Below are 26,698 nucleotides of genomic sequence, written 5' to 3' on the forward strand. Positions count from 1 at the left end.
GGGACGAGGCGCGGCTAGCCGGCCATGTTGTCGGCCAGGTCCTCGCTGAGGTTCGACTCGGTGCCCGGGATGCCGAGGTCCTGGGCCCGCTTGTCCGCCATCGCCAGCAGGCGGCGGATCCGGCCCGCGACCGCGTCCTTGGTCAGCGGCGGGTCGGCGAGCGCGCCCAGCTCCTCCAGGGAGGCCTGCTTGTGCTCCATGCGCAGCCGGCCGGCCGCGGCGAGGTGCTCGGGCACCTCTTCCCCGAGGATCTCCAGGGCACGCTGGACGCGGGCTCCGGCGGCCACCGCGGCCCGCGCCGAGCGGCGCAGGTTGGCGTCGTCGAAGTTGGCGAGGCGGTTGGCGGTGGCGCGCACCTCGCGCCGCATCCGCCGCTCCTCCCAGGCCAGCACCGACTCGTGGGCGCCGAGCCGGGTCAGCAGTGCGCCGATGGCGTCGCCGTCGCGGACCACGACCCGGTCCACGCCGCGCACCTCGCGAGCCTTCGCGGCGATGGAGAGCCGGCGGGCGGCGCCCACCAGGGCCAGGGCGGCCTCCGGACCGGGGCAGGTCACCTCCAGGGAGGAGGACCGGCCCGGCTCGGTGAGCGAGCCGTGGGCCAGGAAGGCGCCGCGCCAGGCCGCCTCGGCGTCGCAGGTGGCCCCGGAGACCACCTGCGGGGGCAGACCGCGGATGGGGCGGCCGCGGCCGTCCACGAGGCCCGTCTGGCGCGCCAGCTGGTCGCCGCCGGCCACGACCCGGACGACGTACCGGCTGCCGCGGCGCAGGCCGCCGGGAGCCATGACCACCAGGTCCGAGGAATGGCCGAAGATCTCCAGGATGTCCTTGCGCAGGCGTCTGGCGGCGATCCCCGTGTCCAGCTCCGCCTCGATGACGATGCGGCCGCTCACCAGGTGCAGCCCGCCCGCGAACCGAAGGATCGCCGAGACCTCCGCCTTCCTGCAGCAGGTCCGGGTGACGGGGAGGCGGGAGATCTCATCCTTCACCGCGGGCGTCATCGCCATGGGCCGATCCTTCCATGCATCCGAAAAATACGGTCGTACGCGGCGGCGAGCAGCTCCGGGTCATGCTTCGGAGAGCCGTCTTCCCTGGCCACCGGCGCCAGCTCGACCGCGGCACCGAACCGTTTTGCGGCATCGGCGAGGGACTCGCGGTCGGGCACGGCGGCCTCGTCGGCCAGCACCACGTCCAGGGCGAGTTTAGGGGCGTGTCGGGCCAAAACCTCCAAATGACGCTGCGGAGAGAAGCCCTCTGTTTCACCGGGCTGCGGCGCGAGGTTCAGCGACAGGACCCTGCGGGCCTTCGTCTCGATCAGCGCGTCGAGCAGTTCCGGCACCAGCAGGTGCGGGATCACGGAGGAGAACCAGGATCCGGGACCGAGCACCACCCAGTCCGCGTCCAGGACCGCGGCGACGGCCTCCGGCACGGCGGGCGGATCGCCGGGCACGACCTGCACGGAGAGCACCTCGCCGGGGGTGGTGGCCACCGTGGCCTGCCCCCGGACGGTGTCGACCTCGCCCGGGCGGGCCGGGTCGTGGCCGCGGACCAGCGCCTGGAGCTCCAGCGGCACCGCCGACATCGGCAGGACCCGGCCCTGCGCGCCCAGCAGCTTCCCCACCAGGTCGAGTGCCTGGACGGGGTCGCCGAGCTGCTCCCACAGGGCCACGATCAGCAGGTTGCCGACGGCGTGCCCGTGCAGGTCGCCCTCGGACTGGAAGCGGTGCTGGATCACCCGGGCCCAGGTCTGGCCCCAGTCGTCGTCCCCGCACAGCGCGGCCAGCGCCTTGCGCAGGTCGCCGGGCGGCAGCACGCCGAGCTCCTCGCGCAGGCGCCCGCTGGAGCCGCCGTCGTCGGCGACCGTGACCACGGCCGTGAGCTCGCCGGTGATCCGGCGCAGGGCTGCCAGGGAGGCCGACAGGCCCATGCCGCCGCCGAGCGCGACGACCTTGGGTGCGACCACCTTGGGGGCTGCGCCGCGGCGCAGCCCGGTGCGGCCCGCGCCGTCCTCGCCCCGCCCCGAGGTGAGGCGGCGCAGGCGGCGCAGCCGCAGGGTGCGTCCGGTCACTCGCGCCCCATGTCCCGGTGGACTACGACGGTCTCGACTCCCTCGGAGGCGAGGCGGGCAGCGAGCTTCTCGGACATGGCCACGCTGCGGTGCTTGCCGCCGGTGCAGCCGACCGCGATGGTCACGTACCGCTTGCCCTCGCGGCGGTAGCCGGTGGCGATGAGCTGGAGCAGCTCGGTGTAGCGGTCGAGGAACTCCTTGGCGCCGGGCTGGCTGAAGACGTAGCCCGACACCTCCGGGTTGAGGCCCGTGAAGGGGCGCAGCTCGGGGACCCAGTGCGGGTTCGGGATGAAGCGGCAGTCGACGACGAGGTCGGCGTCGACGGGCAGGCCGTACTTGTAGCCGAAGGACATGACGGTCGCCCGCAGCTCGGGCTCCTCGTCGCCCGCGAACTGGGCGTCCATCTTCGCGCGCAGCTCGTGCACGTTCAGGCTGGAGGTGTCGATGACCAGGTCGGCGTCGCCGCGCAGCTCGCGCAGCAGGTCGCGCTCGGCGGCGATGCCGTCGGTGATGCGGCCGTCGCCCTGGAGGGGGTGCGGGCGGCGGACCGACTCGAAGCGGCGGACCAGCGCGTCGTCGGAGGACTCCAGGAAGACGATGCGCCGGGTGACGCCCTTGCTGTCGAGGTCGGCGAGGGACTCGCGCAGGGCGTCGAAGAACTGGCGGCCGCGGACGTCGACGACGACCGCGATGCGCGCCACGTTGCCCTGCGAGCGGGCACCGAGCTCCACCATGGTGGGGATCAGCGCCGGCGGGAGGTTGTCGACGACGAACCAGCCGAGGTCCTCCAGACACTTGGCCGCCGTACTGCGGCCGGCCCCGGACATCCCGGAGATGATCACCAGCTCGGGGATGGCCGCCTCGGCGGTATCTCCGGGCTCCGCTGTCGTGCCCGTGCTCACCTGTGCTCCGTCTCGGTCGTGCTCGGTCGTGTGGTCGGTCATCTCGTCGGTCGTCTGCTCGGTCTCGCGCTCGGTCATTGCTCGGTCCCCCGTTCGGACGATGTCTCCCGGCTGCCGCCGGGAGGTGCCCCCACCCGCGTGGGCGGGGTCTCATCCTCAATGATCTCTCCTGTCGCCGTGTTGACGGCAGGACCGGCGGGAACCGACCGGGCGAGCGCCGCGGCCACGGTCTCGGCCGTCTTGCGGCCTATGCCCGGGACCTCGCAGATCTGGTCGATTGTCGCCTGTCTCAGCTTCTTCACCGAACCGAAGTGCTTGACCAGGGCCTGCCTGCGGCTTTCCCCGAGACCGGGCACCTCGTCGAGCGGGCCCGCCTTGAGGCGTTTTCCGCGCTTGTTCCGCTGGTACTGGATGGCGAACCGGTGGGCTTCGTCACGTACCCGCTGGAGCAGGTAGAGGCCCTCGCTGGTGCGGGGCAGCACGACCGGGTCGTCCTCGCCGGGCAGCCAGACCTCCTCCAGCCGCTTGGCCAGCCCGCACACGGCCACGTCGTCGACGCCGAGCTCCTCCAGGGCCCGCTTCGCGGCCGCCACCTGCGGCTGCCCGCCGTCGACCACGACGAGCTGGGGCGGGTACGCGAAGCGCCTGGGCCGCCCGTCGTCCTCGGCGAGGGGGTCCTCCCCGTCCTCCGGGGACCACTCCCCCGTCTTCAGCTTCTCCTGGAGGTAGCGGCGGAAGCGCCGGGACACCACCTCGTGCATGGACCGGACGTCGTCCTGCCCCTCGAACGTCTTGATCTGGAAGCGCCGGTACTCGCTCTTGCGCGCCAGCCCGTCCTCGAAGACGACCATCGAGGCCACCACGTCGTCGCCCTGGAGGTGCGAGATGTCGAAGCACTCGATGCGCAGCGGCGCGCTGTCCAGCTCGAGGGCCTCGGCGATCTCCTCCAGGGCCCGGGAGCGGGTGGTGAGGTCGCTGGCGCGCTTGGTCTTGTGCAGGGCCAGGGACTGCTGCGCGTTGCGGTGGACGGTCTCCATCAGCGCCTTCTTGTCCCCGCGCTGCGGGATGCGCAGGCTGACCTGCGACCCGCGCCGCTCGGCGAGCCACTGGCCCAGCGCCGGGGTGTCCTCGGGCAGCGCCGGAACCAGCACCTCCTTGGGCACGCTCTCCCCGGTCTCCTCCCCGTAGAGCTGCTGGAGGGCGTGCTCGACGAGCCCGGCGGTGTCGACGGCCTCGACCTTGTCGGTGACCCAGCCGCGCTGGCCGCGGACCCGGCCGCCGCGTACGTGGAAGATCTGCACGGCCGCTTCGAGCTCGTCCTCGGCGACGGCGATGAGATCGGCATCCGTGGCGTCGGCGAGGACGACGGCGTTCTTCTCCATGGCCCGGCGCAGCGCTCCTATGTCGTCGCGCAGACGGGCGGCCTTCTCGTACTCCATCTCCTCGGCGGCCTCGTGCATCTGCCGCTCGAGCCGGGAGAGGTACGCCCCGGTCCGTCCCGCCATGAAGTCGCAGAAGTCCTCGGCGAGTTCGCGGTGCTCCTCGGGGGTGACCCGGCCGACGCAGGGCGCGGAGCACTTGCCGATGTAGCCGAGCAGGCAGGGCCGGCCGATCTGCGCGGACCGCTTGAACACCCCGGCGGAGCAGGTCCGTACCGGGAACACCCGCAGCATGAGGTCGACGGTCTCGCGAATCGCCCAGGCGTGCCCATAGGGCCCGAAGTACCGCACGCCCTTCTTCTTGGGCCCCCGCATGACCTGAACCCTCGGGTACTCCTCGTTCATCGTCACGGCGAGGGAGGGGTAGCTCTTGTCGTCCCGGTACTTGACGTTGAACCGGGGGTCGTACTCCTTGATCCAGGAGTACTCGAGCTGCAGCGCCTCGACCTCGGTGGAGACGACGGTCCACTCGACGGAGGCGGCCGTGGTCACCATGGTGGCGGTACGGGGGTGCAGCCCGGCGAGGTCCTGGAAGTAGTTGGCCAGCCGCTGCCGCAGGCTCTTGGCCTTCCCGACGTAGATCACCCGGCGGTGCTCGTCGCGGAATCGGTAGACCCCCGGGGAGTCGGGAATCTGCCCCGGCGCGGGACGGTAGCTGGAAGGGTCGGCCATGCCAACCACCCTACTTGCGGGGGCTGACAACGAACCCCCGCCATCCCTCTCTCCGGGGTGTCACTCCGGCCCCGCCGGCGTTCGGGGCGCGGGGTACGGGGCGGGGCCCCGGGGCCTTCCGGAGCTCCCGGTTTCAGGGGCGGGGCGGGCGGAGTCCCCGCCTCCGGCCCGCCCCGCGCTCGAGGGCCGGGGCCGGGCGGGGCCCGGTGAACGGGAGAAGGGCGGGGACGGGCATTGCAGCCCGCAGGGCCCGGCGTCCGGGGGGACGGCCGGACCCTGCGGGGGTCACGGGGGTCAGCCCTGCGCAGCGGTGCGCCGGCGCAGCCGCAGCACGGCCACGCATCCGGCCGCGCCCAGCGCGAGCGCTCCTGCGGCTCCGGCCGCCACCGGCGTACCCGCATCGGCGGTGGCCTCGGCGGCGGCCGCCGAGTAGCCCCCGGCCTTGCCCCGCTCCGCGTACGCCGACCCCGGCAGCTTGTCGCCGTACGCCCGCGTCACCCGCGACCGGTACGCGGCAAGGCTGGTGCCCCCCGCCCCGACGGCGCGCTCGGCGTCCTCGTCCAGCGGCAGCACCCGGCTCCCCCCGGCGACGTACCACGCGTCGATCTGCGGTTCCCGGAACACCGTCCCGCCCGGCAGCTTCGCGGCACCGAGCTGCGCGTAGCGGAATTCGTCGTCGCCGGTGGCGATGTTCACGACCTGCCACCCCGCCTCGGTCCGGGCGGTCCACAGCGCGGCCCGCTGCCCGTCCGAGGAGACCGCCTTGCTGGCGAGGAACTCCAGCCGGGCCACGGACGCCCCGGCCTTGCCCGCCACGAAGTCCGGGGAGAGGTAGCTGACCGGTATCGCCTCGCCCTCGACCCGCGGCCGGGCCGCGTCGGGCGCGACCTTGCCCTCCCGGGCGAAGAAGCGGGAGAGCGTGGCCAGGGTCTCGGGGGCGGCGGCCGCCTGCGCCGCCGCGGCCTTCGTCTCGGCGGTGGCGGACTGCGGCTGCGGCACGGGCGCCGCCGAGGCCTGCGGGGCCGCTGCGCCGATGAGGGCGGCGGCGCTCGCGGCGAGGAGCGCGGCGGAGGCACGCCTGGTCATGACGGTGACGGCGGTCATGGCGCTCACGCCCCGATCCGGTAGAGCGAGTGGGTCCAGGAGAAGGTGCTGTTGTCCACGTACCAGGCGTGCGAAGCCCAGTTGTAGCGGTCGCTCGACGGCCACGGATCGCCCCAGTAGACCCAGCTGTTGGCGGTGTCGTAGCCGTAGATGACGTGCATGTGGCCGCCGCCGTCGGACCACTGGATCCGGGTCTCGACCGGCCGGTTCGCGTCGATCTCGCTCTGCACGGTGGTGTAGCGCAGCCAGCCGTTCACGTACGAGCCGGAGTTGATGCCGGCCCAGTTCAGGGCGGTCTGGACGTTGCCGAGGGTGGCCTGGTTGTTGGGGCAGTCGTAGCCCTGCTGGCGGTTGAAGGCGGCGTTGCAGAACTGGTTCTGGGTGTAGTTGCGGCCGAACCAGGTGGCGATGGTGTTGCCGCTCGCGGCCCAGCACCAGTTGGTCTTCTGCTGGGCCTGCATGGTGATGTTCAGGCGCTTGTACGCCAGGGCGGAGTCGGTGCCGGTGGCGGCACCGACACCGGCCGCGGTGGCGGTGGCAGTGGCGGTGGGCAGGGCGAAGAGCACGGCGGTGAGGACGGCGGCCAGGGAAAGCCGCCGCCGGTTTCGGTTGCGCATCGCGTTCCTCCCGTGTGGGGATCTCCCCGGTGGGGCCGGGGAGGGTGGGGATGGAGGAGCGCGTCCGGACGCTGCTGCCGAGCATCAGGGTGTTGTCGCGATCAGGTCAACAGGCTTCAATACGCCGTGACATTGCAGTGTGAACGGCGGGGCCGCAGTGTGAATGACTGCCGTCCTTTCACCTGGACCCCGGGTGCCACCGGCGGGCTCTTCCGCCCCACCGTGCGTGAATGTTCACAGGAGGAGCCGTCATGCGGTCGACCGGGGAGAGCACGCGCGCAAGCGCTCGGGGCAGCATGCACGGCAGCGCTCAGGAGCTGGGGCAACTCCTGAGCGCCGGACCCTTCCATCTCGCGCTGCGCGCCGCCCTCACCGCCCGCGGCCTGCCCCTGCACCGCATCCAGCACCGCCTCGCGGCCCGTGGCATCAAGCTCGGCGTGACCAGCCTCAGTTACTGGCAGCAGGGCGCCCGCCGGCCGCGCCGCCCCGAGTCGCTGAAGGCCGTACGGGCCCTGGAACAGATCCTGGAACTGCCCGAGGGCACCCTGCTGCGGCTGCTGGCCGCCCCTGAGGGCGCCGGGCCCGAGGCGGTCCGCCCCCCGGCCCGCTCGTACCGGGCCCTGGTCAGCGTCGGCGCAGCCGTGGAGGGGCTGCTGGCCGGCATGGAACTGCCCGCCGACGGCGGCCTGCACACCGTCGGCCACCACGAGCGGGTACGGATCGGGGCGGGCGGCGAACTGCTGGGCCGCGAGTCGCAGCACGTCGTACGGGCCCACCGCGACGGGGTCGACCGGTACCTTGCCGTCCACCACGGCGACCCCGGCTGCGACCCGGCCAGGGTCCGCGTCCGGGCGGACGAGAACTGCCGGACCGGACGCGTCCGCTGGCACCGCGAGGCCGAGGTGCTGGTCGCCGAGCTGCTCTTCGACGCCCGGCTGCGCGCCGGGGACACCTACGTCTTCGGGTACGGCTTCGAGGACGGGACCGGCGCCCGCTGCACCGAGTACGTCCGCGGGTTCAGCTACAGCGGCGGGCAGTACGTGCTCCAGGTCCGCTTCGACGAGGCGGCGCTGCCGGTGCGCTGCCGGCGGTTCAGCCGGTCCGGGCCGGGCGCGCCGCGCAGCGGGCTGGCGGACCTGACGCCGAGCGGGCGCCACCGGGCCGTGCACCTCGTGGAGCCGGGGGTGCGGCGCGGCCTGCTGGGGATCGCCTGGGACTGGGCGTAGGGGGTGTCTTGTGGATCATGCCGGGCTCGCGGTGTCCGGTGCCTGATCCGGCCTGATCCACAAGACACCCCCTGGCTCAGCCCGCGACGAGCTTGCCGCCCTCGGCCCTGACGGGGACGGCGGGCAGCGGGTCGGCGGCCGGGCCGCGCAGCACCTTGCCGGTGGTCACGTCGAAGCGGCTGCCGTGGCAGGGGCAGTTGCCCTCGCCCTCGACGATCTTGTCCAGGACGCAGCCGGCGTGCGTGCACTGGGCGCTGAACGCCTTGTACTGGCCCTCCGCCGGGCAGCTGACGACCAGCTTCTGGTTCCGGAACAGCTTCGACCCGCCGACCGGGACCTCGGACGCGGCGCCGAGCTCCACCGGGGCGGCGGGGACCGCCGGGGAGCCGGAGCCGCTGTTGCTCTCGGTGGAGCAGGCCGCGAGCGCCGTCCCGCCGCCGACGGCTCCGACGATCGCGGCGGCGCCCTTGAGCACGGTACGGCGGGCGGCGGACTGCGACGCGGACATGCGGTTCTCCTGGCCTGAAGGTTCTGGTGGTTCCGGCGGTGCTGCCGGTTCCGGCGGTGCTGCCCGTGCTGCCGGTGTTGCTGCCGGCGGGCCCCCCGACGATACCGCCGCCCGGTTCCGCCGCCCGATGGGATACCTTCCCCCGCGTGATCGTCGTCGGTGGAGAAGCCCTGATCGACCTCGTGCCCGTGGCGCAGCCGCCGGGCGCGCTCGTGCCGCGGCCGGGCGGGGGGCCGTACAACACCGCCCTCGCGCTGGGCCGTCTCGGTGCGGAGGTCGCCTTCTGCTCCCGGGTCTCGACGGACGGCTTCGGCGAGAGCCTCCTCTCCGGGCTGCATGCGGCCGGGGTGGACCTCTCGCTGGTCCAGCGCGGGCCGGAGCCCACCACCCTCGCCGTGCCCTCGCTGGCCCCGGACGGCTCGGCGGCGTACGGCTTCTACGTGGAGGGCACGGCCGACCGGCTCTTCACCCTGCCCGAGGCGCTCCCCGCAGGTACCCGGGCCCTGGCGCTCGGGACCTGCTCCCTCGCCCTGGAGCCGGGTGCGAGCGCGTACGAGGCCCTGCTGCGCCGGGAGTCCGGGCGCGGGGTGCTGACCCTGCTGGACCCCAACATCCGCCCGGCGCTGATCTCGGATCCGGCGGCGTACCGGGCCCGGTTCCTGGGCTGGCTGCCGTACGTGTCCGTCCTCAAGCTGTCGGAGGAGGACGCCCGGTGGCTGGGCGGCCGGGTCTCGGACTGGCTGGCGGCGGGGCCCTCGGCGGTGGTGCTGACCCGGGGCGGGCAGGGGCTGACGGTCCGGACCCGGGAGGGTGCGCAGTACACGGCGCCGGCCCGCCGGGTCGCCGTGGCGGACACGATCGGCGCGGGCGACACCGTCAACGCGGCCCTGCTGCACCGCCTGTCAGGTCCGGCGGGTCCGGCCGGCGGCCCGGTGGACTGGCCGGGCGTGCTGGCCTACGCGGCCCACGCGGCGGCGCTGACCTGCACCCGCTCGGGCGCGGAGCCGCCGTACGCGCAGGAGCTCAGCGGATAGCGGCCCACAGGGTCCGGGCCACGGCGGGGGCGAACTCCTCGACGGGCCGGACCACCTCCGGGCCCGAGAAGTGCAGGAAGAAGGCCCGCTGGAAGCAGGCGCCGAGCAGCAGCTCGGCGGCCGCCTCCGGATCGGCGTCGGGGCGCAGCCGCCCCCGCTCGAGCTCGCGGCGCAGCCGGCCGGTCAGGGCGTCGCGGACGACATGGGGGCCGGTGCCGATCTCCTGGACTCCCTCGCGGTGGCGGGTCAGCAGGGCGGGCTCGGCGAACAGCGAGGCGGCCATGGGCATGGCGTCGGCGTAGAAGAGCGAGGCGTGGCGGGCGATCGCGGTGAGCGCCTCCTCGACGGAGCGCTCGTCCTGGTCTCCGGCGAGCTCGGCCATGAGCGGCCCGGCGTTGGGGGTGCGCTCCATGAGGACGCGCACGAAGAGCTCCTCCTTGTTCGCGTAGTGCTTGTAGAGCGCGGCCTCCGAGCAGCCGGCCTCGCGGGCGATGGCCTTGGTGGTGGTGTTGGCGAGGCCGATGGTGCGCATGAGCGTCTCGGCGGCGTCGAGGAGCCGCTCGGGCGTGGGCCGGCTTGACTTCGGGGTGAGCATTCACTCACCCTAGCGGAAGAAGGGGTGAGTAAATACTCACCCACCTTTGGACGGGAGCCGGCGATGAAACTGACGGTGTTCGGAGCCACGGGCGGTGTCGGCCGCGAGGTCGTCCGACAGGCCCTCGACGCGGGTCACGAGGTGACGGCGGTGGTCCGCGACCCCGCCCGGCTGGGCGTGCCCGCGCACGACCGCCTCCGGGTGGCCGTGGTACGCGATCTGACGGACGAGGACGCGCTGCTGCCGGTCCTCGCGGGCCGGTCGGCGGTGATCTCGGCCCTGGGATCGGCGAGCAACAAGCAGGCCCGGCTCACCCCGGTCACCGGGCCGGCGCTGCGGGCCGTCGTGTCGGCGATGGACCGGGCGGGCGTGAGCCGCCTGGCGGCGGTGAGCGCGGCCCCGGTCGGCCCGGACGTCGAGACCGACGGGTTCGTGGCCCGGAAGGTCTTCCTCCCGCTGCTGCGCCGGGCCCTGCGCGACCTGTACGCGGACCTGGCGGTCATGGAGGCGACGATCCGCGCCAGCGGCACCGAGTGGACGGTGATCCGCCCGCCGCGCCTCCTGAACAGGCCGCACACCGGCAGCTACCGCCGGGCCATCGGCGCCAACGTCCCCAACGCCCGCACGATCTCCCGCGCGGATGTCGCGGACGCCCTGCTGGCCTCGCTGACGGACCCGGCAACGGCCCGCCGGGCGGTGGGCGTGGCGGCCTGACCCCGGCGGGGCCTTGCCGAGGGCGGCCCCCACGGGGGTGGAGCCGCCCGTGGGCGCACGGGAGCGCAGGAGGGCCCCCGCAGCCGTCCGGCTGCGGGGGCCTCCTGCGCCCGGCTCCGCGCGGTCAGGCCTTGCGGGCCCGGGCCGTCGTCTTCTTGGCGGCAGCCGTCTTCGCCGGAGCCGCCGCCTTCTTGGCCGGGGTCCGCTTCGCGGCGGCCTTCTTCGGCGGGGCCGCGAGCGACGCGGCGTCCGAGACCCGCTCCGCCCCCAGGATGTCCCGCAGGAACTTGCCCGTGTGGCTCGCGCCCACCGAGGCGATCTGCTCCGGCGTGCCCTCGGCGACCACCAGGCCGCCTCCGTAACCGCCCTCCGGGCCCATGTCGATGACCCAGTCGGCCGTCTTGACGACGTCCAGGTTGTGCTCGATGACGATCACCGAGTTGCCCTTGTCCACCAGCCCCGACAGCACCTTGATCAGCTTCGAGATGTCCTCGAAGTGCAGACCCGTCGTCGGCTCGTCCAGCACGTACACCGTCCGGCCCGTCGACCGCTTCTGCAGCTCCGACGCCAGCTTCACGCGCTGCGCCTCACCGCCCGAGAGCGTCGGCGCCGACTGGCCGAGCCGGACGTACCCGAGGCCCACCTCGTTCAGCGTCTTCAGGTGCCGCGAGATCGTCGGCACCGCCTCGAAGAAGTCCAGCGCCTCCTCGATCGGCATGTTCAGGACCTCGGCGATGGACTTGCCCTTGTAGTGGACCTCCAGCGTCTCCCGGTTGTACCGGTCGCCGTGGCAGACCTCGCACGGGACGTAGACGTCCGGCAGGAAGTTCATCTCGATCTTGATGGTGCCGTCGCCGGAGCAGTTCTCGCAGCGGCCGCCCTTCACGTTGAAGGAGAAGCGGCCCGGCAGGTAGCCGCGCACCTTCGCCTCCATCGTCTCCGCGAAGAGCTTGCGCACGTGGTCGAAGACGCCCGTGTACGTCGCCGGGTTGGAGCGCGGGGTCCGGCCGATCGGCGACTGGTCGACGTGCACGACCTTGTCGACGAGGTCGTCCCCGTCCACCCGCGTGTGCCGTCCCGGCACCGACCGGGCGCCGTTCAGCTCGCGTGCCAGGTGCGTGTACAGGATGTCGTTGACCAGCGTCGACTTGCCCGACCCCGACACGCCCGTGACCGCCGTGAGCACGCCCAGCGGGAAGGACACGTCGATGTCCCGCAGGTTGTTCTCCTTGGCGCCGTGGACCGTGAGCTTCCGATCCCCGTTCACCGGCCGCCGGACGTCCGGCACCGCGATGGACCGCTTCCCGGACAGGTACTGCCCGGTCATCGAGTCGCCGTTCTTCAGCAGCTCCTTCAGGGAGCCGCTGTGCACGACCTTGCCGCCGTGCTCGCCGGCGCCCGGGCCGATGTCCACGACCCAGTCGGCCACCTTGATGGTGTCCTCGTCGTGCTCGACCACGATCAGGGTGTTGCCCATGTCCCGCAGCCGCACCAGCGTCTCGATCAGCCGGTGGTTGTCCCGCTGGTGCAGGCCGATGGAGGGCTCGTCCAGTACGTACAGCACGCCGACCAGGCCGGAGCCGATCTGGGTGGCGAGGCGGATGCGCTGGGCCTCGCCGCCCGACAGGGTGCCGGCGGCGCGGTTCAGCGAGAGGTAGTCCAGGCCGACGTCGACGAGGAAGCGGAGCCGCTCGTTGACCTCCTTCAGGACCCGCTCGGCGATCTTCTTGTCGCGGGCGTCGAGCCGCATCCGCCCGAGGAAGTCCGCACACTCGCTGATCGACATCGCGGCGACCTCGGCGATGGACTTCTCCATCACCGTCACCGCGAGCACGATCGGCTTGAGCCGGGTGCCCTCACAGGTCGGGCAGGGCACCTCGCGCATGTAGCCCTCGAAGCGCTCGCGGCTGGCGTCGCTCTCGGACTCGGAGTGCCGGCGCTTGACGAACGGCACGGCGCCCTCGAAGGCCGTCGTGTACGCCCGCTCGCGCCCGTACCGGTTGCGGTAGCGGACCTCGATCTGCGTCTTGTGCCCGTACAGCAGGGCCTTCTTCGCCCGCTGCGGCAGCCCGGCCCACGGGATGTCCGTACGGAAGCCCAGCTCGCCGGCGAGCGCGCCGATCAGCCGCTGGAAGTAGTCCTTGGTGTGACCGAGGGACCACGGGGAGACCGCTCCCTCGTCCAGGGACTTGTCCTCGTCGGGGACGATCAGCTCCGGGTCGACCTCCATGCGCGTACCGATGCCGGTGCACTCGGGGCAGGCGCCGAAGGGCGAGTTGAAGGAGAAGGAGCGCGGCTCCAGCTCCTCGAAGGACAGGTCGTCGTACGGGCAGTAGAGGTGCTCGGAGTACATCCGCTCGCGCTCGGGGTCGTCCTCGGCGAGGTCGACGAAGTCCAGGATCACCATGCCGCCGGAGAGCCCGAGGGCGGTCTCCACGGAGTCGGTGAGCCGGCGCTTGGCGCTGTCCTTGACGGTGAGGCGGTCGATGACCACCTCGATCGTGTGCTTCTCCTGCTTCTTCAGCACGGGCGGCTCGGAGAGCTGGATGGTCTCCCCGTCCACCCGCGCCCGGCTGTAGCCCTTGGTCTGGAGGTCGGAGAAGAGGTCGACGAACTCGCCCTTGCGCTCGCGCACCAGCGGCGAGAGCACCTGGAAGCGGCTGCCCTCGGGGAGCGCGAGCACCTTGTCGACGATCGCCTGCGGCGACTGGCGGGAGATGGGGCGGCGGCACTCGGGGCAGTGGGGCTTGCCGATGCGCGCGAAGAGCAGGCGGAGGTAGTCGTAGACCTCGGTGATGGTGCCGACCGTCGAGCGCGGGTTGCGCGAGGTCGACTTCTGGTCGATCGAGACGGCCGGCGAGAGCCCCTCGATGAAGTCCACGTCGGGCTTGTCCATCTGCCCCAGGAACTGGCGGGCGTACGACGAGAGCGACTCGACGTAGCGGCGCTGGCCCTCGGCGAAGATCGTGTCGAAGGCCAGGGAGGACTTGCCCGAACCGGAGAGTCCGGTGAAGACGATGAGTGAGTCGCGGGGCAGGTCGAGCGAGACGTTCTTGAGGTTGTGCTCGCGAGCGCCACGAACGATGAGACGGTCGGTCACGCCGGTCCGCACCTTTCTTGAGAGAGCGGGGGCACGGGCCCCCGTCCCAGGGTATGGGGGGCGCCTCTGCAACGGGGAAGAGAGCTTGGACTTCGAGCGTATAGCACGCGCATTCGATTTACGGCACTCCCCGGACGGCTTCACCCGTTCGTGTGGTCGGGGCACCGCGGCACTAGGCTCGGATCCATGACTGATCATGTGCACGACCTGCAATCTGTACGTGAAGCCACGGACCGACTGCTGACCGCGGTCGCGAAACTGGACAACGCCGCCCTGGCCGAGGAGTCACACCTCCCGGGCTGGACCCGCGGCCACGTGCTGGCCCACCTCGCGCGCAACGCGGACGCCCTCGTCAACGTCTTCGCGGGCCGCCCGATGTACGCGAGCGCCGAGGCCCGCGACGGCGACATCGAGCGCGACGCCCTGCGCCCGCTGGACGTCCAGCTCGCCGACCTGCGCGAGACCCACGCCGGCTTCCTGGCGCAGACCGGGCAGGACCAGGACTGGTCGCGCACCGTCGAGCTGCGCAACGGGGTCACCGACCTGGCCGCGAACGTGCCCTTCCGCCGCCTCGTCGAGGTCGAGCTGCACCACGTCGACCTGAACATCGGCTACGAGCTCTCCGACCTCCCGGAGGAGTTCACCGGGCGCGAGATCGCCTTCCTCGCCGACCGCTGGGCCGGGCGCCCCGAGGTGCCCCCGGTGACCCTCCAGATCGAGGGCGACGGCAGCGGTTCCACGTGGCACACCGGCGGCGCCGAGGGCGGCCCGGTCACCCTGGTCGGCACCGGGCCCGAGCTCCTCGGCTGGCTGGCCGGGCGCGGGGACCGGGGCGCGCACCTCACTGTCGTGGGCGGCCTCCTGCCGGCCCTCCCCCCACTCTAGGATCAGGACATGACGTACAGCGGAGCGGTCAAGGTCGGCGGTCCGGCCGACGTGCACGAACTCCCGGACCTGATGATTTCCAAGGTCGCGGTGGGCCCCATGGACAACAACGCGTACCTGCTGCGCTGCCGGGCCACCGACGAGCAGCTGCTGATCGACGCGGCAGCGGAGCCGGCGACCCTGCTGCAGCTGATCGGCGACGACGGCATCGCGTCCGTCGTCACGACGCACCGGCACGGCGACCACTGGGGTGCGCTCCAGGCCGTGGTCGACGCGACCGGCGCGCGCACCTACGCGGGCGCCGACGACGTCGAGGGCATCCCGGTGGCCACCGACGTGCCCGTGGCGGACGGGGACACGATCCGGGTGGGGCGGGTCACGCTGACCGCCCGCCACCTGGTCGGGCACACCCCCGGCTCGATCGCCCTGATCTACGACGACCCGCACGGGCATGCGCACGTGTTCACCGGGGACTGCCTGTTCCCGGGCGGCGTCGGCAACACCAACAACGACCCGAAGGCCTTCGCCCGCCTCATCGACGACGTGCAGCACAAGCTCTTCGAGCAGCTGTCGGACGAGACCTGGGTCTACCCGGGGCACGGCGGCGACACCACGCTCGGCGCGGAGCGGCCGCACCTGGCCGAATGGCGCGAGCGCGGCTGGTAACACCCGCCCGGTCCCGGTCAACACCGCGACAGGAAGCACTCCTTCCGGTCGAAGATGACCGAACGCACGTCCTGGGGGTGTGGGGCGGGGTAATTGCTGCACCATGCAACAAGACCCCTCCCCCGCCCGCCCCCTCGCCGTCGTTCCCCGCTCTCCCTCGATGCTGCGGCTGGCCTCGGCCTCGCTCGCCGGAACGGCCATCGAGTTCTACGACTTCTTCGTCTACGGCACGGCCGCCGCCCTCGTGCTCGGCCCGCTCTTCTTCCCGTCCTTCTCCCCGCTCGCCGGGACCCTCGCCGCCTTCGGCACCTTCGGCGTCGGCTTCCTCGCCCGCCCGCTGGGCTCGGTGCTCTTCGGCCACATCGGCGACCGCTACGGGCGGCGCCCGGTCCTGCTCGCCTCCCTGCTGCTCACGGGCCTCGCCACGGTGGCGGTCGGCTGCGTGCCGACGTACGCGACGATCGGGATGGCAGCGCCCCTCCTGCTGCTGGTGCTGCGCTTCCTGCAGGGGCTCGGCCTCGGCGGCGAGTGGGGCGGCGCGGTCCTGCTGACCGCCGAGCACGCCCCCGAGCAGCGGCGCGGGCTGTGGGCGAGCTTCCCGCAGGCCGGCCCGGCGGTGGGCTTCCTCCTGGCCAACGGCATGACCCTCACCCTGTCCGCGACGCTGACCGACGGGCAGTTCGCCTCCTGGGGCTGGCGCGTGCCGTTCTGGGCGGCGGGCGTCCTGGCCCTCGCCGGGCTGTGGCTGCGCCGCTCGGTGGAGGAGACCCCGCAGTTCCGAGCCCTCGCGGAGACCGGCCGGCGCTCCGACGCCCCGCTGTCCGAGGTGGTGCGCGGGCACTGGCGGCTGCTCCTGCTGACCGGCGGGGCCCTGTCCGTCGGGTACGCGGTCTTCTACGCGGTCACCACCTGGTCCCTCGCGTACGCGACCGAGCACCTGCGCGTGGACCGTACGGTGATGCTGGCCTGCATCATGGCGGCCGTCGCGCTCAAGGGCCTGATGACCCCGGTGATGGCGGTGCTCGGCGACCGCCACGGCCGGCGGCCGCTCTGCCTGGTCGGCTGCACGCTGTGCCTGGTCTGGATGTTCCCGTTCGTCGCGCTGCTGCGCACCGCGGACCCGCTGCTGATGACGCTGGGCTGCCTCGGCGGGCTGCTGGGCATGGTGACGATGTTCGCCGTGGTGGGCGCGTACCTGCCGGAGCTGTACGCCCCGCGGATCCGCTGCACGGGCGCGGCCGTGGGCTACAACCTGGGCGGGGTGCTGGGCGGCGCGCTGACCCCGATCGTGGCGACGGCGCTGGCGGACGGTTCCGGTCCGCCGTGGGGCGTGGCCGTGTACCTGAGCGCTGTCGCGCTGCTCAGCCTGGTCTGCTTCGCGCTGCTCCCGGAGACGAACCCGACGGTCGTGCGGGAACGGACGACCGGCCCCGGTACGGAGTCGGGCACGAGCGCGGGTACGGGAACGGGGGCGGCCGGAGCGGCCGCCCCCGCGTAGCCCCTCGGGGCCGTGGGTCCTACGCGTCGACGCTCTCCGGGCGGGCGGCGGCCTCGGCGGCCGCCTGCTTCTTCGAGGCCATCAGGCTGGTGATGGTGGTGATCACCAGGACACCGCAGATGACGCCCAGGGAGACCGGGATGGAGATCTGCGGGACGTGCACGCCGGACTCGTGGAGGGCGTGCAGCACCAGCTTGATGCCGATGAAGCCGAGGATGACGGACAGGCCGTAGCTGAGGTGGACCAGCTTCTTGAGCAGGCCGCCGATGAGGAAGTACAGCTGGCGCAGACCCATCAGGGCGAAGGCGTTGGCGGTGAAGACGATGTACGGGTCCTGGGTGAGGCCGAAGATCGCGGGGATCGAGTCCAGGGCGAACAGCACGTCGGTGGTGCCGATGGCCAGCATCACGATCATCAGCGGGGTCAGGATCCGCTTGCCGTTGTTCCGGATGAAGAGCTTGGTGCCGTGGTACTGGTCGGCGACGCCGAACTTCTGCTCGATCGACTTGAGGAGGCGGTTCTCCTCGAACTCCTCCTCGTCCTCGTCCTGGCGCGCCTCCTGGATGAGCTTCCAGGCGGTGTAGACGAGGAACGCGCCGAAGATGTAGAAGACCCACGAGAAGTTGGTGATGATCGCGGCGCCGGCCGCGATGAAGATCGCGCGGAGCACCAGGGCGATCAGCACGCCCACCAGCAGCACGCGCTGCTGGAGCTGGGAGGGCACCGCGAACTTCGCCATGATCAGGACGAACACGAACAGGTTGTCCACGCTCAGGGACTTCTCGGTGATGAAGCCGGCGAAGAACTCCTGGGAGGCCTGGCTGTTGCCGAAGAACATCAGGCCGAGGCCGAAGAGTACGGCGAGCACGATCCAGACGACCGTCCAGATGCCGGCTTCCTTCACCGACACGTCATGGGGCTTGCGGCCGATGAAGAAATCGGCGCCTATGAGGATGCTCAGACCGAGAATGGTCAGCACCCAGAGGGTCAACGAAACATCCACTGCTTATTCGCCTCCGGCAGATGGCTCAGCACACATGTCAGCGTCATCGCTGCCGGAGGTCTCTTCCACCCGGGCGGCCTGGAGGCCGTGGGCCGGCGCCCCGGGACCGACTGGTCCGTATTGACGGGTACGCCGTAGCAGGAAAGCAGGAATACTCCCCTCCGCGCACCCAGGTTACCCGTCAGACCCCGGAAAGGTAAAGAGAACCCCAAGGATCGGTCATGGACGGGAATTGCGCCGGGCCGCGGCGATCCGGTCCAGGGTCTGCTCCAGGACTCGGCTGCCCTGCGGCGGCAGGTCCGGCTCGAAGGTCCAGGCATGGCCGACCCAGGGGTCGGCGAGATGGTTGTCCGGCACCGGCGACAGCCGCATCAGCGAGCGCCACAGCGGGTCCAGCAGCGGCCCGTACGCCGAGGCCTCGTCGCGGTCCGCCACCATCAGCAGGTGCACGCCGACCGCCGGCCCCTCGTCGGCCAGGTAGCGCAGCCGGGTCACGGCCCGGTCGTCGAAGCCGTGCGGGAAGTCGTGCACGATCAGCAGCTGGTCGGCGGTGTCCACATCGGGAGGCAGCTCCTCGGGCGCCCCGGCCCGCACGGCCATCTGTACGAGGTCCACCCGCCGGGTCAGCTCCTCCAGGGTCTGGCTGACCCCGGTGGCCCCGGCGGCGGGCGGGCCGGCCAGCGCCCCGGCCGCGACGAGCGGTGCCAGGGAGGCGGCGCCCGCCCCGGCCGCGTCGATGACGTGCACGCGGAACCGGTCCCCGGGATGGACCGCGAGCAGCCGGACCGCGTGGGCGACGGCCATGTCCATGGCGGCCCGGCGCAGTCGGTCGGTGTCCATCGTCATGGCCGCCTCGGAGCCGGTGCGGCCGTTGTCGATCCACAGCCCGCGCTCGAGCGGGAGCCGCACGAGCATGGGGATCCGCAGGTCGGGCCGCTCGGGCAGGTGCAGGTCGCCGAGGCGCAGGGCCATCGGGGCCTCCTCGGGGACCCCGTGCCCGTGCCAGACGGGGTTGGCCCAGCGGGCGTACGGGGCGGGCAGCGCGGGCTCGACCACCTCGGACTCGGCGATCAGCTGGGCGAGGTCCCGGTCGAGCACGGCCTTGGCCTGGCCGACGAGCTCGTCGTGGCGGGCCCGGGCCTCGTCCCGGGCGGCGTTGCCGGAGCCTGCGAGCCGGTGGCGGGGGTCGGACAGCGCATCGTCGAGCTCGCGGTCCATCCGGGACTCGGCGAAGTCGCAGGCACTGCGGTAGGCGGCCACCGAACGGGCCAGGTCCTCGAACATGCCCCAGACCTGGTTGTAGAGCCGCTCGTCCATGGACCAGCCGCTGGCGTCGCCGGCGACGGGCACGGGCGGCCGGCCGGGCTGCGCGGGCTCGGCGGCCTGCGGCGCCGGTTCGGGCGGCTCGGTGGTGCTGCGGCGCCGGCGCGGGTGCACGTAGTCGAGCGTGTCCGCCGGGGCGGGCGCGGCCGGAGCCGCGTCCTGCGGTTCCGGGCGGCCGAGCGGTGCCCCGGGGCGCAGGGGCGCGGTGGGCAGGGACACCGTGGGCGCGGCCGGGCGCGCGGCCTCGTCCCGCGCGGCCGCTCCCACGACCGCGGCGGCGAGCGCGATGGCGGCCGGTGCGCCCAGTCCGGCGTCGGCGAGCAGCGCGCCGAGCCCGTCGGCGTACCCCTGGCCCACGGCGCGGACCTTCCAGGCGCCCTGGCGCCGGTAGAGCTCGAGGGCCACGACGGCGGTCTCGGACTCCAGCCCGGTCACGGTGTACCCGGCGAGCTCGGCGCCCTCCGGGTCGGCCACGGCCACGTACGAGGCGGGGGCCGCGCCGAAGCGCGTCGGGCCGCCGGGCGGCAGGACGAGCACCACCCCGAGCCGGTGCACGGACGGTGCGACGGCGTCGAGGTCGACGGCGAAGCGGTGCTCGCCCGCCACGGCGCCCGGCACCTCCAGCCCGGGCAGGCTCCGGGCGCCGGGGTGGGCCACCGACTCGGGGCCGGCCAGCCGGCCCGCGTCGTCGCAGGCCGAGGCCAGGGCCAGGACGGGGGTGCCCGCCGAGACCCTGATCTCCACCTGCGTCCGGGACAGGGGATGGTTCTGCCCCCGGACCAGTTCGGCCGTCATCGTGCAGCCCTCCCCCGTGCCCTTGCTCTTCTGTTCCGGTGCTCTGCCGTACTGGTGGTGCCGAACTGCGGTGGTGCCGTCCTGCTTACAGGTGCGGCAGGATCGCCGGCATCAGGTCCTGGAAGGTGCGGCCGTTGGCGGGGTTGCCGAGGGCCGTCATCTGCCAGCCGCTGCCGACGCGCGAGACCTTCGCCATGATCTGCGCGGTGTACTGCCCGCCGCCGTCCAGGGTGTAGCGGGCCAGCTCCTGGCCGTTGGTCTCGTCGACGATGCGGCAGAACGCGTTCTGCACCTCCTGGAACGTCTGGCCGGTGAACGAGTTCACCGTGAAGACGATCTGGTCGATGTGCACCGGCACGCGCTGGAGGTCGACGAGGATCGACTCGTCGTCCCCGCCCTGGCCGGCGCCGCCGACGAGGTTGTCACCGGTGTGCCGGACCGAGCCGTCGTCGCTCTGCAGGTGCCGGAAGAACACCACGTCCACCGGCTGCTTGTCGGCGAAGAGCACCGCCGACGCGTCCAGGTCGATCTCCCGGGTCCGCGAGCCGAACAGCCCGCGGCGCTTGGCTGCCTGCCAGCCGAGGCCCATCCGGACCGCGGTCAGCGTGCCCCCGTCCTGCTTCTGCAGACTGATGGCCTGACCCTTGGTCATGTTGACCGTCACGCGCTGTCCCCTCTCCTAGCCCGCCCCCGATGTGGGTGCGCACATGTACCTGCGGCTGCCGCCAACCCTACTGACCGGCCCCGGGTCAGGCGAGGCCCGCTTCCTTCATCTGCCGCAGCTCCTTCTTCAGCTCTCCCACCTCGTCGCGGATCCGGGCAGCGACCTCGAACTGGAGCTCGGCCGCCGCGCCGCGCATCCGCTCCGTCATCTGCTCGATGAGCGCGGCCAGTTCCTCGGCCGGACGGTCCGTCAGCACCGCGGCCTCCTTGGCCGCCCTGGCCGCCTTGGCGCCCTTGACCTGCTTGCCGCCCACGGTGACCTGGCCCGCCTTGACCACGCCGAGCGAAGGCACGGGGGCCTTGGCGCCCTTGCCCTCCTTCCCCTGGCGGTACCCGGTGCCGAGCAGCTGTTCGGTGTCCAGCTCCTCCCGGGCGATGGTGGCGACGATGTCGTTGATCTTCTTGCGCAGCGGCTGCGGGTCGATGCCGTTCGCCGTGTTGTAGGCGACCTGCTTCTCCCGGCGGCGGTTGGTCTCGTCGATCGCCTGCGCCATCGCCGGGGTGATGCTGTCCGCGTACATGTGGACCTGGCCCGACACGTTGCGCGCCGCGCGGCCGATGGTCTGGATCAGGGAGGTCCCCGAGCGCAGGAAGCCCTGCTTGTCGGCGTCGAGGATCGCCACCAGCGAGACCTCGGGCAGGTCGAGGCCCTCGCGCAGCAGGTTGATGCCGACCAGGACGTCGTACTCGCCGGCCCGCAGCTCGCGCAGCAGCTCGATGCGGCGCAGGGTGTCGACGTCGCTGTGCAGGTAGCGGACCTGGATGCCGAGCTCCAGGAAGTAGTCCGTGAGGTCCTCGGCCATCTTCTTGGTGAGGGTGGTGACCAGGACGCGCTCGTCCTTCTCCACCCGCTGGCGGATCTCGTGGACGAGGTCGTCGATCTGCCCCTCGGTGGGCTTGACCACGACCTCGGGGTCGACGAGGCCGGTCGGGCGGATGATCTGCTCGACGAAGCCGTCGCCGCGGGAGAGCTCGTACTTGCCCGGGGTCGCCGACAGGTAGACCGTCTGGCCGATCCGCTCCTGGAACTCCTCCCACTTCAGCGGCCGGTTGTCGAGGGCGGAGGGCAGCCGGAAGCCGTGGTCGACCAGGGTCCGCTTGCGCGAGGCGTCGCCCTCGTACATCGCACCGATCTGCGGCACGGTGACGTGCGACTCGTCGATGACGAGGAGGAAGTCCTCGGGGAAGTAGTCGATGAGGGTGTTGGGCGCGGAGCCGCGCTCGCGGTCGTCCATGTGCAGCGAGTAGTTCTCGATGCCGGAGCAGGACCCGATCTGGCGCATCATCTCCAGGTCGTAGGTGGTGCGCATGCGCAGTCGCTGCGCCTCCAGCATCTTGCCCTGCTTCTCCAGCTCGGCGAGGCGCTCGGCCAGCTCCGTCTCGATGCCGGCGATCGCCTTCTCCATGCGCTCGGGTCCGGCGACGTAGTGGCTGGCGGGGAAGACGTACAGCTCGCGGTCCTCGCTGATGACCTCGCCGGTCAGCGGGTGCAGGGTGGAGAGGGCCTCGATCTCGTCGCCGAACATCTCGATGCGGACGGCCAGTTCCTCGTAGACCGGGAAGATCTCGATGGTGTCGCCGCGCACGCGGAAGGTGCCGCGGGTGAAGGCCACGTCGTTGCGCGTGTACTGGATGTCGACGAAGCGGCGCAGCAGCTGGTCCCGGTCCATCTCCTCGCCGACCTTGAGGGGGACCATCCGGTCGACGTACTCCTGCGGGGTGCCGAGGCCGTAGATGCAGGACACGGACGCCACGACGATCACGTCGCGCCGGGTGAGCAGCGAGTTGGTCGCGGAGTGGCGCAGCCGCTCCACCTCCTCGTTGATCGAGGAGTCCTTCTCGATGTAGGTGTCCGACTGCGGTACGTAGGCCTCGGGCTGGTAGTAGTCGTAGTACGAGACGAAGTACTCGACGGCGTTGTTCGGCAGGAGCTCGCGGAACTCGTTCGCCAGCTGGGCGGCGAGGGTCTTGTTCGGCGCCATCACGAGGGTCGGACGCTGGAGCTTCTCGATCATCCAGGCGGTGGTCGCCGACTTGCCGGTGCCGGTCGCACCCAGCAGGACGACATCCTTCTCACCTGCACGGATGCGCTTTTCCAGCTCGGCGATGGCCGCCGGCTGGTCGCCGCTGGGCTGGTAGGGGCTGACGACCTCGAAAGGCGCCACCGTGCGTTCGATCTTCGATACGGGCCGCATGAGTCCACCGTACGACCCCCCACTGACACTCACGCAGCCGCGCGCGGGTCCGCGGCGGCGCACCGGGTCCGGCGGCCGGGACGGAAGTCCTCCTTTCTGGTCCGTTTGTCGTAGTTCGGTGGCGGCCCCGTGATCATCAACCGCATGATCGCCGTAGAGGTCCCCCGTGTGGTGCATCGCCGCAACGTCTGCCATTCCGCACGCGTCTGACGCAGGAACAGGGCTCAGAACCGAGGAGAACGCACATGTACGTCCGACCCGCCGCCGCGGCCGCCGCCGCATTCCTGGGCTTCACCCTGACCGTGCTGGGCGGGACGAGCGCGTCCGCCGCCACCGGCCCCTCCTCCCCCACCTCCCCCGCCGGTGCGGCGGGGCTGCTCGGCCCCGTCGTGTACGCCCACCGGGGGGCTTCGGCGTACGCGCCGGAGAACACCCTCGACGCGATCGACCTCGCGATGCGGCTGGGCTTCGACTGGGTCGAGAACGACGTCCAGCGCACCAAGGACGGGGAGCTGGTCGTGGTCCACGACGACACCCTGGCCCGCACCACCGACGTCGAGCAGGCGTTCCCGGACCGGGCGCCCTGGCGGGTCAAGGACTTCACGGCGGCGGAGATCGCCACGCTCGACGCGGGCAGCTGGTTCGGCGCGGAGTTCGCGGGCGCCCGGGTGCCGACCCTGCGGGAGTACCTCGACCGGGTGCAGAGCAACCGGCAGCGGCTGCTGCTGGAGATCAAGAAGCCCGAGCTGTACCCCGGGATCGAGAAGGAGACGCTGCAGGTGCTGGACGAGGCGGGCTGGCTCGACGCGGGCCACGTGCAGGGCCGCCTGGTCGTGCAGAGCTTCAGCGCTGACTGCGTACGCATCGTGCACGGCCTGCGCCCGGACCTCGTGACGGCCTTCCTGGGCACCCCGACCGTCGCCGACCTGCCGAAGTACGCCGAGTTCACGGACCGGATCAACCCGTGGCACACCACCATCTCGGCCGACTGGGTGGCGGCGGTGCACGGCCTGCTCGGCGCCCACGGCAAGACGATGGAGGTGGACACCTGGATCGTGGACGACGCGGCGACGGCCCGGAAGGTGCAGGGGATGGGCGTGGACGGGATCATCACCAACGCCCCGGACGTCGTGCAGGAGGCGGTGCTCGGGGCCTTCGACCACTAGGGGCACCGGCGGGCGTCCCCGGGCTGTTCCCGGGCTGTTCCCGGGCTGTCCCCGGACTGTCGGACCCTCCCCGTACGGTGGAGGGGTGGACAGCACCGAGCGGCCCCGCGGGCCGCACCTCGAATGGACCGTCGTCCCCAGCGACATCGGCCCCCTGCTCCTGGCCGCGACCCCGGAGGGTCTGGTCCGGGTCGAGTTCCATGCCGGACCGGACCGGGTCGAGAAGATGATCGGCTCCCTCGTCTCCCGGCTCGGCGCCGACGCCCGGCGCCCCGCACCGGGCGAGGAGGTGCTGCTGGCCGAGCCGATACGCCAGCTGACCGCCTACTTCGCGGGCTCGCTCAAGCGCTTCGACCTGCCGCTGGACTGGCGGCTCAGCTCCGGCTTCAACCGGCAGGTGCTCCAGGAGCTGGACCGCTCGGTGCCGTACGGGGCGGTCGTGGGGTACGGGGAGCTCGCGGCCCGCGTCGGACAGCCGGGCGCGGCCCAGGCCGTGGGCAACGCCATGGGGTCGAACCCGCTGCCGCTGGTGGTGGCCTGCCACCGGGTCGTGGAGAACGACGGGGGCATCGGCGGTTTCGGCGGCGGGGTGGAGACCAAGCGGTCCCTGCTGGCGCTGGAGGGCGTCCTGCCGCAGCCGCTGTTCTGACGGGGGCGCATCCCCCGTTCCGTCCGGCGGTAAGGGGTGGGAGACTGCCGCGGTGACTACTCCTGCCGCCTCGGGCCGCACTGCGCCCGCGCCCGTACTCCGCCCTGCGCCGCCGCGACCGCGGTGTGCGGCATGACCGCCGCCCCGGGCACCGACCGGCCCGCTCCGCCGACCGGCCCGGCGGACCTGCCCAGGCTGCAGCGGCGCACCTCCGGGGTGCTGATCGCGAGCCAGATGCTGGGCGGCCTCGGCGTGCCCATCAGCATCGCCCTGGCCCCGGTCCTCGCGACGCAGGTCAGCGGCACCGAGTCGCTGTCCGGCTTCGCCTCCACCGCCGCGGTGATCGGCACCGCGGCCGTCTCCCTGCCGCTCGCCGCCCTGATGACCGCCCGCGGCCGCCGCCCGGGGCTGGTCCTCGGGTACGGGATCGGCGCCGCCGGTGCGGCCCTGGTGGTCCTCGCCACCGCGATCAAGAGCTTCCCGCTGCTCATGCTCGGCATGGCCGCCTTCGGAGCGGCCTCCTCCGCCAACCTCCAGGCCCGGTTCGCGGCCGCCGACCTCGCCGCCCCGGACCGCCGGGCCCGGGCGGTCGCCGTCGTCGTCTGGGCGTCGACCCTCGGCGCGGTGCTCGGCCCCAACCTCTCCGCCCCGGCCAGCCGCAGCTTCGCCGGGACCTCCATACCCGAGACGGCGGGCCCCTTCGTCTGGGCCGGCGCCGTCTTCGTCCTCACCGGCACGATGATCGGCCTGTTCCTTCGGCCGGACCCGCTGCTGACGGCCCGGGCGCTGGCCGCGCCCGAGGAGCAGACCCGCGAGGGCCGCTCGCTGCGCGCCGGGCTCGCGGCCGTCAAGGCCTCCCCGCGGGCGCGGCTGGCCCTGGTCACCGTGGCGGTGTCCCACACCACCATGGTCTCGATCATGGTGATGACCCCGGTCGACCTGGGCCACCACGGTGCCGGGCTGGAGCTCGTCGGCCTGGTGATCAGCGGTCACATCGCCGGCATGTTCGCCTTCTCGCCCGTCATGGGCTGGCTCGCGGACCGGGTCGGCCGGCTGTCGGTGATCGGCCTGGCGGCCGGGCTGCTGTCGCTGGCGGCCCTGCTCGCCGGCACCGCCGGGCCCGACCACGCGCAGAGCGCCGTCGGCCTGTTCCTGCTCGGCCTCGGCTGGTCCGCCGGCATGGTGTCCGGCTCGGCGCTGCTCACCGACTCGGTGCCGCAGGCCGCGCGGGCCGCCGTGCAGGGTCTGAGCGACCTCACGATGAACACCTGCGCGGGCGTGGGCGGCGCGGCCGCCGGCCTGGTCATGTCCCACGCGGGCTACGGCTGGCTGAACGTGATCGGCGCGGGCCTGCTGCTGCCGATGGCGGCGCTCGCCCTGTTCACCGGGCGCCGCCACCCCGCTGCCGCTGCCGGCGCCCCTGCGGCTAGTAGCTGATGTGGTAGGCCTTGCGCAGCGTCTCGTGGACGGTCCAGGTGGTCTTGTCGCCCTCCCGGAGCACACAGGCGGAGCCGGGGCCCACCTCCAGGGTCGCGCCGCCCTCGACCTCGATGGTGGCCCGGCCGCTGACCACGACGAACAGCTCGTTCGCCTCGGTGTCGGTCACCACGCCCGGGGTGATCTGCCAGATGCCGCGCAGCTGCTTGCCGTCGGGTGACTCCCACAGCACCTTGCCCGTCACGACGGGCTCGCCGGAGAGGATCTGGCCGGGATCGAGGTCCTCGGCCTCCAGCTCGGCATCCGGTACGGATACGGCGAACGAGGCGGGGCCGTGCTCACTGGTGCTCATGACGGGTCACCCTAATCCGGCCGTCCGGCG

General features: G+C 72.5%; 23 protein-coding genes. 9 read left to right on the top strand and 14 right to left on the bottom strand.

Annotated features, from left to right (window positions below; genetic code table 11):
* Positions 1 to 14: 14 nt before the first annotated feature.
* The 6 genes from whiA to ACFYXK_RS00620 all read right to left on the bottom strand — a co-directional run bounded on the left by whiA (position 15) and on the right by ACFYXK_RS00620 (position 6,799).
* The gene (whiA, locus tag ACFYXK_RS00595) at positions 15 to 1,004 is read right to left on the bottom strand and encodes a DNA-binding protein WhiA (protein ID WP_030160342.1); all 990 of its coding nucleotides are present in this window, start codon (positions 1,002 to 1,004) and stop codon (positions 15 to 17) included.
* Complete coding sequence (gene yvcK, locus ACFYXK_RS00600; protein ID WP_383508568.1) at positions 995 to 2,065, bottom strand: uridine diphosphate-N-acetylglucosamine-binding protein YvcK; 1,071 nt, start codon at positions 2,063 to 2,065, stop codon at positions 995 to 997. Before yvcK ends, whiA begins: the two co-directional genes overlap by 10 nt.
* On the bottom strand, positions 2,062 to 3,009 hold the full coding sequence (gene rapZ / locus ACFYXK_RS00605) for an RNase adapter RapZ (protein ID WP_030292208.1): 948 nt from the start codon (positions 3,007 to 3,009) through the stop codon (positions 2,062 to 2,064). The genes yvcK and rapZ overlap by 4 nt, the downstream gene beginning before the upstream one ends.
* Positions 3,010 to 3,041: 32 nt before the next feature.
* Positions 3,042 to 5,078: an excinuclease ABC subunit UvrC gene (uvrC, locus tag ACFYXK_RS00610; protein WP_389409168.1), complete on the bottom strand. Its 2,037-nt coding sequence runs from the start codon at positions 5,076 to 5,078 to the stop codon at positions 3,042 to 3,044.
* A gap of 294 nt (positions 5,079 to 5,372) precedes the next feature.
* A complete protein-coding gene (locus ACFYXK_RS00615; protein ID WP_389409820.1) occupies positions 5,373 to 6,182 on the bottom strand; it encodes a hypothetical protein in 810 nt (269 codons plus the stop codon).
* Positions 6,183 to 6,187: 5 nt separating this feature from the next.
* Positions 6,188 to 6,799, bottom strand: coding sequence for a papain-like cysteine protease family protein (locus tag ACFYXK_RS00620; RefSeq protein WP_389409169.1), 612 nt, complete (start codon positions 6,797 to 6,799; stop codon positions 6,188 to 6,190).
* Positions 6,800 to 7,095: 296 nt separating this feature from the next.
* Between ACFYXK_RS00620 and ACFYXK_RS00625 the strand changes: the two genes are divergently transcribed.
* A complete protein-coding gene (locus ACFYXK_RS00625) occupies positions 7,096 to 8,025 on the top strand; it encodes a hypothetical protein (RefSeq protein ID WP_389409821.1) in 930 nt (309 codons plus the stop codon).
* A 76-nt stretch (positions 8,026 to 8,101) separates the two neighbouring features.
* Here the strand turns inward: ACFYXK_RS00625 and ACFYXK_RS00630 are convergent, their stop codons facing one another.
* Positions 8,102 to 8,533, bottom strand: a complete 432-nt coding sequence (locus ACFYXK_RS00630; protein ID WP_389409170.1) for a Rieske 2Fe-2S domain-containing protein — start codon at positions 8,531 to 8,533, stop codon at positions 8,102 to 8,104.
* 146 nt (positions 8,534 to 8,679) lie between these two features.
* Between ACFYXK_RS00630 and ACFYXK_RS00635 the strand changes: the two genes are divergently transcribed.
* Positions 8,680 to 9,567, top strand: a complete 888-nt coding sequence (locus ACFYXK_RS00635; RefSeq protein WP_389409171.1) for a carbohydrate kinase — start codon at positions 8,680 to 8,682, stop codon at positions 9,565 to 9,567.
* Here ACFYXK_RS00635 and ACFYXK_RS00640 read toward each other — a convergent pair.
* A complete protein-coding gene (locus ACFYXK_RS00640; protein ID WP_389409172.1) occupies positions 9,557 to 10,162 on the bottom strand; it encodes a TetR/AcrR family transcriptional regulator in 606 nt (201 codons plus the stop codon). The genes ACFYXK_RS00635 and ACFYXK_RS00640 overlap by 11 nt on opposite strands.
* 63 nt (positions 10,163 to 10,225) lie before the next feature.
* On the opposite strand from ACFYXK_RS00640, the gene ACFYXK_RS00645 reads away from it, so the two are divergent.
* Complete coding sequence (locus tag ACFYXK_RS00645; RefSeq protein ID WP_389409173.1) at positions 10,226 to 10,876, top strand: NAD(P)-dependent oxidoreductase; 651 nt, start codon at positions 10,226 to 10,228, stop codon at positions 10,874 to 10,876.
* Between the two features lie 124 nt (positions 10,877 to 11,000).
* On the opposite strand, the gene uvrA is transcribed toward ACFYXK_RS00645, so the two are convergent.
* Positions 11,001 to 13,976, bottom strand: a complete 2,976-nt coding sequence (uvrA, locus tag ACFYXK_RS00650; protein ID WP_389409174.1) for an excinuclease ABC subunit UvrA — start codon at positions 13,974 to 13,976, stop codon at positions 11,001 to 11,003.
* A gap of 186 nt (positions 13,977 to 14,162) precedes the next feature.
* Here uvrA and ACFYXK_RS00655 point away from each other — a divergent pair, with 186 nt between their 5' ends.
* The 3 genes from ACFYXK_RS00655 to ACFYXK_RS00665 all read left to right on the top strand — a co-directional run bounded on the left by ACFYXK_RS00655 (position 14,163) and on the right by ACFYXK_RS00665 (position 17,025).
* Positions 14,163 to 14,861, top strand: coding sequence for a maleylpyruvate isomerase family mycothiol-dependent enzyme (locus tag ACFYXK_RS00655; RefSeq protein WP_389409175.1), 699 nt, complete (start codon positions 14,163 to 14,165; stop codon positions 14,859 to 14,861).
* A 9-nt stretch (positions 14,862 to 14,870) separates the two neighbouring features.
* Positions 14,871 to 15,527 (top strand): MBL fold metallo-hydrolase, encoded by a 657-nt coding sequence (locus ACFYXK_RS00660; protein WP_389409176.1) that lies wholly within the window; start codon positions 14,871 to 14,873, stop codon positions 15,525 to 15,527.
* 103 nt (positions 15,528 to 15,630) lie between these two features.
* The gene (locus ACFYXK_RS00665; protein ID WP_389409177.1) at positions 15,631 to 17,025 is read left to right on the top strand and encodes an MFS transporter; all 1,395 of its coding nucleotides are present in this window, start codon (positions 15,631 to 15,633) and stop codon (positions 17,023 to 17,025) included.
* A 19-nt stretch (positions 17,026 to 17,044) separates the two neighbouring features.
* Here ACFYXK_RS00665 and ACFYXK_RS00670 read toward each other — a convergent pair whose 3' ends face one another.
* The 4 genes from ACFYXK_RS00670 to uvrB all read right to left on the bottom strand — a co-directional run bounded on the left by ACFYXK_RS00670 (position 17,045) and on the right by uvrB (position 23,064).
* The gene (locus ACFYXK_RS00670; RefSeq protein ID WP_389409178.1) at positions 17,045 to 18,028 is read right to left on the bottom strand and encodes a TerC family protein; all 984 of its coding nucleotides are present in this window, start codon (positions 18,026 to 18,028) and stop codon (positions 17,045 to 17,047) included.
* A 219-nt stretch (positions 18,029 to 18,247) separates the two neighbouring features.
* Entirely contained in the window at positions 18,248 to 20,146 is a 1,899-nt protein-coding gene (locus tag ACFYXK_RS00675; RefSeq protein WP_389409179.1) for a TerD family protein, read from the bottom strand.
* 85 nt (positions 20,147 to 20,231) lie between these two features.
* Positions 20,232 to 20,810, bottom strand: a complete 579-nt coding sequence (locus ACFYXK_RS00680; RefSeq protein ID WP_099893372.1) for a TerD family protein — start codon at positions 20,808 to 20,810, stop codon at positions 20,232 to 20,234.
* Positions 20,811 to 20,895: 85 nt separating this feature from the next.
* Positions 20,896 to 23,064: an excinuclease ABC subunit UvrB gene (gene uvrB / locus ACFYXK_RS00685; RefSeq protein ID WP_389409180.1), complete on the bottom strand. Its 2,169-nt coding sequence runs from the start codon at positions 23,062 to 23,064 to the stop codon at positions 20,896 to 20,898.
* A 245-nt stretch (positions 23,065 to 23,309) separates the two neighbouring features.
* Between uvrB and ACFYXK_RS00690 the strand changes: the two genes are divergently transcribed.
* The 3 genes from ACFYXK_RS00690 (at position 23,310) to ACFYXK_RS00700 (ending at position 26,316) form a co-directional block, all read left to right on the top strand.
* Positions 23,310 to 24,230, top strand: coding sequence for a glycerophosphodiester phosphodiesterase (locus ACFYXK_RS00690; RefSeq protein WP_389409181.1), 921 nt, complete (start codon positions 23,310 to 23,312; stop codon positions 24,228 to 24,230).
* A gap of 85 nt (positions 24,231 to 24,315) precedes the next feature.
* Entirely contained in the window at positions 24,316 to 24,879 is a 564-nt protein-coding gene (locus ACFYXK_RS00695; RefSeq protein WP_383508526.1) for a methylated-DNA--[protein]-cysteine S-methyltransferase, read from the top strand.
* A gap of 132 nt (positions 24,880 to 25,011) precedes the next feature.
* Entirely contained in the window at positions 25,012 to 26,316 is a 1,305-nt protein-coding gene (locus ACFYXK_RS00700; RefSeq protein WP_389409182.1) for an MFS transporter, read from the top strand.
* Here the strand turns inward: ACFYXK_RS00700 and ACFYXK_RS00705 are convergent.
* A complete protein-coding gene (locus tag ACFYXK_RS00705) occupies positions 26,306 to 26,668 on the bottom strand; it encodes a cupin domain-containing protein (RefSeq protein WP_389409183.1) in 363 nt (120 codons plus the stop codon). The genes ACFYXK_RS00700 and ACFYXK_RS00705 overlap by 11 nt on opposite strands.
* Positions 26,669 to 26,698 lie beyond the last annotated feature (30 nt).

This window comes from Streptomyces sp. NPDC002209 (assembly GCF_042890265.1).
Classification (GTDB): Bacteria; Actinomycetota; Actinomycetes; order Streptomycetales; family Streptomycetaceae; genus Streptomyces.